We start from the raw sequence: 745 nt of genomic DNA, 5'->3' as shown, positions 1-745 counted from the left end.
GACGAAGGGGCCACTTACCCCTGACCCATCAACATTTGGCTCAGTTGTTACTGGCTATGATAAATGTTGGACGGTTCCTGGATCTGGAAAATGGGCTGTCTCCCTAAATGGATGGCATCCAATTACAACATATATATCCGGCCCATATGCATCAGGTGTTTATAATTCTGGAACAGTATTTTGCCCTGGCGTCTTTGAGCAGCTTTTTGGATTTTACTGGAAGGTTTCCAATTGATAATCGGATTTTTCAACACGAACCGCCGCAAGGCGGTTTTTTCATTAAATAAAAAATATTCCTATGAAAGGTTATATCATTTTTAAATGACAATTGAATAATTGCAAATAGCCACTGGAAAGCATGAAAAGATATTTAGTAATGATTTTTACCTTTCCAGTCAAAAAAAGCCCGCGGAGCGCGGGCTTTTATAATGGAGGGTAGAGATTAATGATTAATGGGTCTATTTTTTGCTATTTATTGCGAGCTGGCAAAATACGCCATGAAAGCTATGGCGGGTATGGTGTTTTATTTATAGGAAAAGCACACTGCCTGACATTGCACCCAAGAAGAATTGGAATTTGCTGTCAAAAACCAATCCGAACCATTGGATGATACTTGGCATTTTCTATAATTGCTATAATCCTGAGAATAGATTGATAGGCTACAGTAATCTTGAGTGCCCAAGGAAACCTGTCCCCCACCAATAGCAGGGCTGTAGCTTATGATAGGCTTGCTTATGGATTGCTT

Annotated in this window: 1 protein-coding gene; it reads left to right on the top strand. The window is 39.9% G+C overall.

Features of this window, described 5'->3' with window-relative positions; genetic code table 11:
• The coding region (locus MY55_RS24120; protein ID WP_208856078.1) for a hypothetical protein at positions 1-235 on the top strand (235 nt) is incomplete at its 5' end.
• Positions 236-745 lie beyond the last annotated feature (510 nt).

The organism is Chromobacterium subtsugae, from assembly GCF_001676875.1.
In the GTDB taxonomy this organism is placed as follows: domain Bacteria; phylum Pseudomonadota; class Gammaproteobacteria; order Burkholderiales; family Chromobacteriaceae; genus Chromobacterium; species Chromobacterium subtsugae.
This window is presented reverse-complemented; position numbering and strand designations above follow the sequence as displayed.